This is a genomic window from Malonomonas rubra, assembly GCF_003247215.1.
In the GTDB taxonomy this organism is placed as follows: domain Bacteria; phylum Desulfobacterota; class Desulfuromonadia; order Desulfuromonadales; family Geopsychrobacteraceae; genus Malonomonas; species Malonomonas rubra_A.
Map to the genome: position 1 here is coordinate 1 of NZ_QKAP01000148.1, position 6,348 is coordinate 6,348.

Here is a 6,348-nt window from a genome sequence, read left to right on the forward strand (position 1 = left end):
TGAGGCGAGGGCGCGATATTTATTACCGCGCCCCAAGTGTGAAATTGAAATAATTGGCTCAGCTGCTATTTTTGTCTCAGGATCTCGACAAATTCTTTCAGACGAGGGGTCTCAGCGGCATTGACAAAGGTCGGTTTGTCGGAAAAGACCCAGTTACTGCCATCCCAGCAAACATCTTTATTGATCGGTTGTTTGGGATTGGTAACTACTTCGCATGCCCCAGAAAAGGAATATCCTCGGTAAACTTGTGTGATCAAGCAGTCTGAACCTTCAACATTGATCCAGCCTTTGAGTTCGATTTTGGGATGGTTTTTTTTGGTGATCATAGTGTTCCCCCATAAGTTTTCTGTCTCGGAAATGATAATGCTAAATAATTTCAATTGATATATTTATTAACAGGTTATCGGCTTCAAGTAAAGCTTGTTGACGGGCTGCGTTGGGTATTTACGATATAGAAACAACATCCAAGTTGCCATTTTACCAGCGAGCGATCATGGTTAAAAGGGTTGTGACTACGTAATTCCTCGGTCGCAAACTGATCAAATTCATTTTGATTCTTTCGGGAAGGGTTGATGAGGTTCGTTAGCAACCAACGTGGCGTAGCATTGATCGGGGTATTGGTGGCCGTTGTTATTCTCGGTTTGATGTCGGGAATTGCTGGGTCAACGTGGCAGACGATTGTTCAACGTGCCAAAGAGCAGGAGTTGCTCTGGCGGGGTGGACAGTACCGTAATGCGATTGAGTCCTATTATAAAAATGTTCAGTCTGGTGGGGTGGCGGCGTTACCGCAAAATCTCGATAGTCTTGTTAAAGATCCCCGCTTTGCGGCAACGGTGCGCCATCTGCGGAAACTCTACACCGATCCGATTACAGGAGAGGATTGGGTTTTAGTGAAAGATCCGGCAGGTGGGATCACCGGGGTGCGCAGCAGCAGCACCCTTGAGCCGTTCAAGCAGGAAGGCTTCAGTCAGGAGAATGAGAAATTTTCCGGGAAGACGGCGTACAATGAGTGGGAGTTTGTCTTCGATTTTAAGAAGAAGAAGGCCGAGTCCATAAAGACGACCGAAAAGGGAACTGAAACCGGAACGGGAACTGAAACCGGAACGGGAACTGAAACCGGAACGGGAACTGAAACCGGAACGGGAACGACGCAATAAAGTTCTTTTGCATCGCTAGTTTAGAGAGGGCTGCCGGAAAAAGGAGGACTTTTTTCGCTTTTTTATTCATCAGTTCTGGCTCGGAAAAATTGTTTTTGAGGAAGGATTGTTCGCGGAAGTTTTCTGAGATCTGCTGCTGAATGGAAATCAGTAGCAGGAAATTGACCGCAAACAGACGGAGCTTCATGAAGTTGCCATCCCGTCGGTGAGGAAGTCCAGCAGCTCTGCACCCATCTGGTGGGTCTGCCGCAACCTCTTAACCTGCATCTTTTCGTTCAAGGGGCGTAACGAAGTTATAGGAACCCCTCGCGGGCAAAGAGGCGTTCGACGGGTTTCCTGGTGTGGGTCTTGGTATCGGTTTGAGGCATCTGTTATTCGTGAGTTAACGGGAGGGATGATTAAAACAGGTGCTTGAAACACCTGCAAGATGCTTTCTCGTTTTTGGGATCGCCACTTTTTTGTGCACTGCCACTGTGTGAAGGCTTTTTTTCGTGCACAAAAAACTATCAATAAGTCAATTTTTCAAAATTTGTCCCTGTAAAATAAGCAACTTATAAAGTTGGCACATGCTCTGCTTGTACGGATTGACGTGCCACGCGATTGAGCGGGCCGATGGTTTTAAGTGACCAGTCGTCGGGACAATGGTGTTCCGCTTTTACGACTGCAAAAGGGCAACGGCGCTCTTAACTCTGGAGGAGAAATCTTGGAGTTAAGAGCGCCTTTTTTATTGTGTACCTCTGGAAAGGAGAACAACAGCAATGAAAAAAATCGAATGCATCATCAAGCCTTTCAAACTGGACGACGTCAAGTCGGCTCTCTGTGATCTGGGTATCACCGGCATGACCGTCAGCGAGGTTCGCGGTTTCGGACGTCAGAAAGGGCACACGGAATTGTATCGTGGCGCAGAGTACCAGATCGATTTCATCCCCAAGGTCAAATTGGAGTTGGTGGTTACCGCCGATCAGGTTGACGAAGTGGTTGCGGCTGTACAGCGCGAAGCCTGCACCGGTCGGATCGGCGATGGCAAGATCTTTGTCCGTTCGGTTGAACAGGCAATCCGGATTCGTACCGGCGAAACCGGCGTCGATTCACTCTAAAAGCGTTTAATGCTGGAAGTTAGGCTGTATTTAAATAAAGGAGACTAAACGTCATGAAGAAATTTTTCCCTATTCTGATCGTCGGCCTGTTGCTGGGCCTGCCCGCTCTAGTCCTGGCAGAAGATGCCCCATTAACCGCTGATGCGGTACAGAACAACTTGAACTTCGTCTGGACCTTGATTGCCGCATTTCTGGTTTTTTTGATGCAGGCTGGTTTTGCCATGGTTGAGGCGGGTTTCACCCGCGCTAAGAACGCTTGTAACATCATGATGAAGAATATGATGGACTTTTCGGTTGGTGCTCTGGCCTTCTGGGCTGTTGGGTTCGGCCTGATGTTCGGGACCACCAATGGCTTTTTCGGGACCACCGATTTCTTCTTCAGTGGTGCTAGCGGCGACGGCGAAGCTTGGAACTATGCCTTCTGGATGTTCCAGGTAGTCTTTGCCGCTACGGCCGCCACAATCATTTCTGGCGCAGTCGCTGAGCGCACCAAGTTCAGCGCCTACATCGTCTACTCGGTCTTTGTTTCGGCACTGATCTACCCTATTTTTGGCTCTTGGGCCTGGGGCAGCCTGTTCAATGGGCAAGGCTGGCTGGAAGGTTTGGGCTTCATCGACTTCGCCGGTTCTTCGGTTGTTCACTCGGTTGGTGGTTGGTTGGCTCTGGCTGGCGCCATCGTTGTTGGGCCGCGCCTCGGTAAGTATGACAAGAATGGCAATGTCAAGCCTATCCCTGGTCACAATATTCCGATAGCCGCCCTCGGTGTTTTCCTCCTCTGGTTCGGCTGGTACGGTTTTAACCCCGGCTCCACCACCACTGGCGATACCTCGATCGCACTGATCGCCGTAACCACCACCATGGCTGCCGCTGCTGGCGCCGTTGCTGCTATGGCCCTCACTTGGATCAAGTACGGCAAGAGCGACATCGGTATGACCCTCAACGGTGCCTTGGCAGGATTGGTCGGCATTACCGCAGGCTGCGCCAATGTTTCGGCTGCTTCTGCAGTGATCATCGGGTTGGTTGCTGGCGTGCTAGTTGTTTTCTCGGTTCTCTTCTTCGATAAGATTAAGGTTGACGATCCGGTTGGTGCTGTTTCGGTCCACGGTGTCTGTGGCGCTTGGGGAACCCTGGCTGCCGGTATCTTTGATACGGCTGGTTTCTCGCTGCACACGATCGGCGTGCAGTTGATCGGTATCGCTGCCTGCTTCGCCTGGGCATTCGTTGCCGGCCTGATTCTGTTCAAGGCCATCGATCTGGTGATCGGGATGCGTGTCACCAAAGAAGAGGAACTGGCAGGACTCGATTTCAGCGAGCATGGGGCAAGTGCTTATCCGGACTTCCACACTGTGCACCTCGGTTCTGTTTTCACTCCCTCCGATAACGGTGGCGAGAGCTCAAAGACTGCTCCGGTGGCATCGGCTCAACCGGCCAAGCAAAGCTGAATTTAGTACGAATTAAAACATTAGAGTGCCACTGCCCGTAAAACGGGCAGTGGCTTCTCTGTAGATAATCGCAGATTCATATTTCGGTTCTGAACAACAATAAGATTCAAAATCACATGGCGTAAGCCTGAACTGGCTGGATTCGTTCACTCGAAAAATTGCACAAATTATTTGCTGGTCCGGCGAGTTATAGTGGATCCCTAAGATCAGAGGTTGATTGAGGGGATGAAAAATTATCAAAGGAGATAAAAAGAAGATGAAGAAATTCAATTCTATTTTGGTTGCCGGTCTCTTGTTAGGCCTGCCCACTCTGGTCCTCGCTGAAGACGCACCAGTTTCGGAAATGACTTACATCCTGAACTCCTTCTCTTTCCTGGTGATGGGGATTCTGGTTATGTGGATGGCCGCCGGCTTCGGTATGCTTGAGTCCGGTCTGGTCCGCTCCAAAAACGTTGCCATTATCTGTCTGAAGAACATCTCGCTGTTCGGTATTGCTGGTATCCTCTTCTATATTACTGGCTACAATCTGATGTACGCTGGTGTTGACGGTGGTTTTATCGGTTCTTTCGGTCCCTGGGCTGCTGACGATGCTGCTGCTCTGGCCGGTGATTACGCCGCTGGCTATTCTGCTGCATCCGACTGGTTCTTCCAGATGGTCTTCTGCGGTGCCGCCTGTTCGGTCGTTTCCGGTTGTGTCGCCGAGCGGATCAAACTCTGGTCGTTTCTTGCTTTCTGCGTTGTCCTTTGCGGTATCATCTACCCGATCCAGGGTTCCTGGGCTTGGGGTGGCGGTTGGCTGTCGGAAATGGGTTTTGCTGACTATGCTGGTTCGACACTGGTTCACTCGGTCGGCGGCTGGGCCGCTCTGACCGGTGCCATCATCCTTGGCGCACGTAAAGGCAAGTACGGTAAAGACGGCCGCGTCAACCCGATGCCTGGCTCCAATATTCCTCTGGCTACCCTTGGTACCTTCATTCTCTGGATGGGTTGGTACGGTTTTAACGGCGGTTCGGTGCTGGCTCTCGGCGACGCAGCTTCGGTTATCGAGATGGGTAATGTTATTGCGAACACTAACCTGGCCGCCTGTGGCGGTATGATCGCTGCGATGATCATGGTTCAGATGCTTTACAAGAAAGTTGATGTTACCATGGGCCTCAACGGTGCCCTGGCTGGTCTGGTTTCGATCACTGCTGGTCCGGCGACCCCGAGCCTTGGTGCTGCAACCCTGATCGGTGCAGTCGGTGGTGTCTTGGTTGTTCTTGCGGTTCCGTTCTTCGATAAGCTGAAGATTGATGATGTTGTCGGTGCTCTTTCGGTTCACTTGGTTTGCGGTGTCTGGGGTACCTTGGCTGTGCCTATCACTGACAGCGAAGCCAGCTTCGTTACCCAGTTGATCGGAGTTGTGGCCATCGGTGCTTTTGTGGTCATAGCCACTTCGGTTGTCTGGTTGGTTCTCAAGTACACCATCGGTATCCGCGTCAGCGCTGAAGAAGAACTGATCGGTTGCGACATGAGCGAGATCGGGATGGAAGCCTATCCGGATTTTCAATCGGTCAGCATTGGCGGCGGCAGTGGGGTCCTCGGTACCCAGATGGCAGCGCAGGTGGCAGCCAGCACTGCTACAAAACCGGCCAAATAGAGCTGATTTTGAAAGTTAATTTTGTGTTTATTGGCTGGCACCCATCGGGGGCTGCCAGCTCTATTCGATCCCCATTGCAAAAGAATGAAAAAGGAAGGAATGAAAACATGAAATTTTTGGCACATGGAATTATTGCTCTGCTGTTGTTTGTTCTGGTCTCCCCGGCCATGGCCGCCATCGAAATCGAAGGTGATGCCTATGTTGGTATCAGCAGTATGTATCTTTGGCGTGGATTTGATCTGAGCGACAGCGACCCTGTTGTTCAAGGCGGGATGGATGTAAGCTTCAAAGGTTTTACCTTGAGCTACTGGAGCAATCTTGATCTGGATAGCGGTGAGCTGAACGAGACTGACTACACCATCGATTACAGCTTCGATCCGAGCGAGATGGTTTCGCTTAGCGTCGGCAATATTTTTTATGCGCTCGATGGAGCAAAGGACACCAACGAATTCTACTTGGGGGTCAGCCTGAACACAATCTTGGCTCCGACGTTGACGGTTTACTACGATTATGACGAGGCCGATGAGGCCGGGATGTTCTACACTCTTTCGATCGGGCACGACTTGGAACTGGCCGAAGGCCTGTCTCTGAGCCTAGGCGGGCTGATCAGCTACAACCAAGAGAGCGACTACGCGATCGGCAACTATGACGACTGGCATAATTACGAGCTGAGCGCCAGCGCAGATTATGCGGTGACCGAGCAGATCAGTGTCAGCCCGTACGTTATTTTTTCGGATGCCCTCAGTGATGATGCAGAAGATATCGCGGGGATTGAGGATGAGTGCGTAGGTGGTCTCAATCTGACTATCAGCTTCTGATCTGCTCACAGAAGTTGAGAAGTGCAAAAGCCGCTGTTCCTAGAGACAGCGGCTTTTGTTGTTTGCCCAGCGGAGCTGGCAAACCCGGCTTGCTGAAAGAAGCAAGCGTCGCCCCGATCAGGGGGAAGACAATCCGAATCGCAAGGGCGTTGCTGGCAACGGCAGGGTCTGAAGGAAGCGATAGGAAGTGAGCTG

The 6,348-nt window shown here is 51.1% G+C and carries 6 protein-coding genes and 1 pseudogene; 5 read left to right on the forward strand and 2 right to left on the reverse strand.

The annotated features are described in order from the left end of the window. Window positions 1-65 precede the first annotated feature (65 nt). The gene (locus tag Q7J88_RS15025) at window positions 66-326 is read right to left on the reverse strand and encodes a hypothetical protein (RefSeq protein WP_303723054.1); all 261 of its coding nucleotides are present in this window, start codon (window positions 324-326) and stop codon (window positions 66-68) included. 246 nt (window positions 327-572) lie between these two features. On the opposite strand from Q7J88_RS15025, the gene Q7J88_RS15030 reads away from it, so the two are divergent. The 5 genes from Q7J88_RS15030 to Q7J88_RS15050 all read left to right on the forward strand — a co-directional run bounded on the left by Q7J88_RS15030 (window position 573) and on the right by Q7J88_RS15050 (window position 6,153). After that, on the forward strand, window positions 573-1,157 hold the full coding sequence (locus Q7J88_RS15030) for a type II secretion system protein (RefSeq protein ID WP_303723055.1): 585 nt from the start codon (window positions 573-575) through the stop codon (window positions 1,155-1,157). 758 nt (window positions 1,158-1,915) lie between these two features. After that, entirely contained in the window at window positions 1,916-2,254 is a 339-nt protein-coding gene (locus Q7J88_RS15035; protein ID WP_303723056.1) for a P-II family nitrogen regulator, read from the forward strand. 53 nt (window positions 2,255-2,307) lie between these two features. Continuing rightward, the gene (locus Q7J88_RS15040; protein ID WP_303723057.1) at window positions 2,308-3,696 is read left to right on the forward strand and encodes an ammonium transporter; all 1,389 of its coding nucleotides are present in this window, start codon (window positions 2,308-2,310) and stop codon (window positions 3,694-3,696) included. A gap of 256 nt (window positions 3,697-3,952) precedes the next feature. Further along, complete coding sequence (locus Q7J88_RS15045) at window positions 3,953-5,335, forward strand: ammonium transporter (protein ID WP_303723058.1); 1,383 nt, start codon at window positions 3,953-3,955, stop codon at window positions 5,333-5,335. Window positions 5,336-5,442: 107 nt separating this feature from the next. Next, window positions 5,443-6,153: a TorF family putative porin gene (locus tag Q7J88_RS15050; RefSeq protein WP_303723059.1), complete on the forward strand. Its 711-nt coding sequence runs from the start codon at window positions 5,443-5,445 to the stop codon at window positions 6,151-6,153. Here the strand turns inward: Q7J88_RS15050 and Q7J88_RS15055 are convergent. Next, window positions 6,143-6,348: pseudogene (locus tag Q7J88_RS15055) on the reverse strand (hypothetical protein); the annotation flags it as partial. The gene Q7J88_RS15050 and the pseudogene Q7J88_RS15055 sit on opposite strands and share 11 nt — an antisense overlap.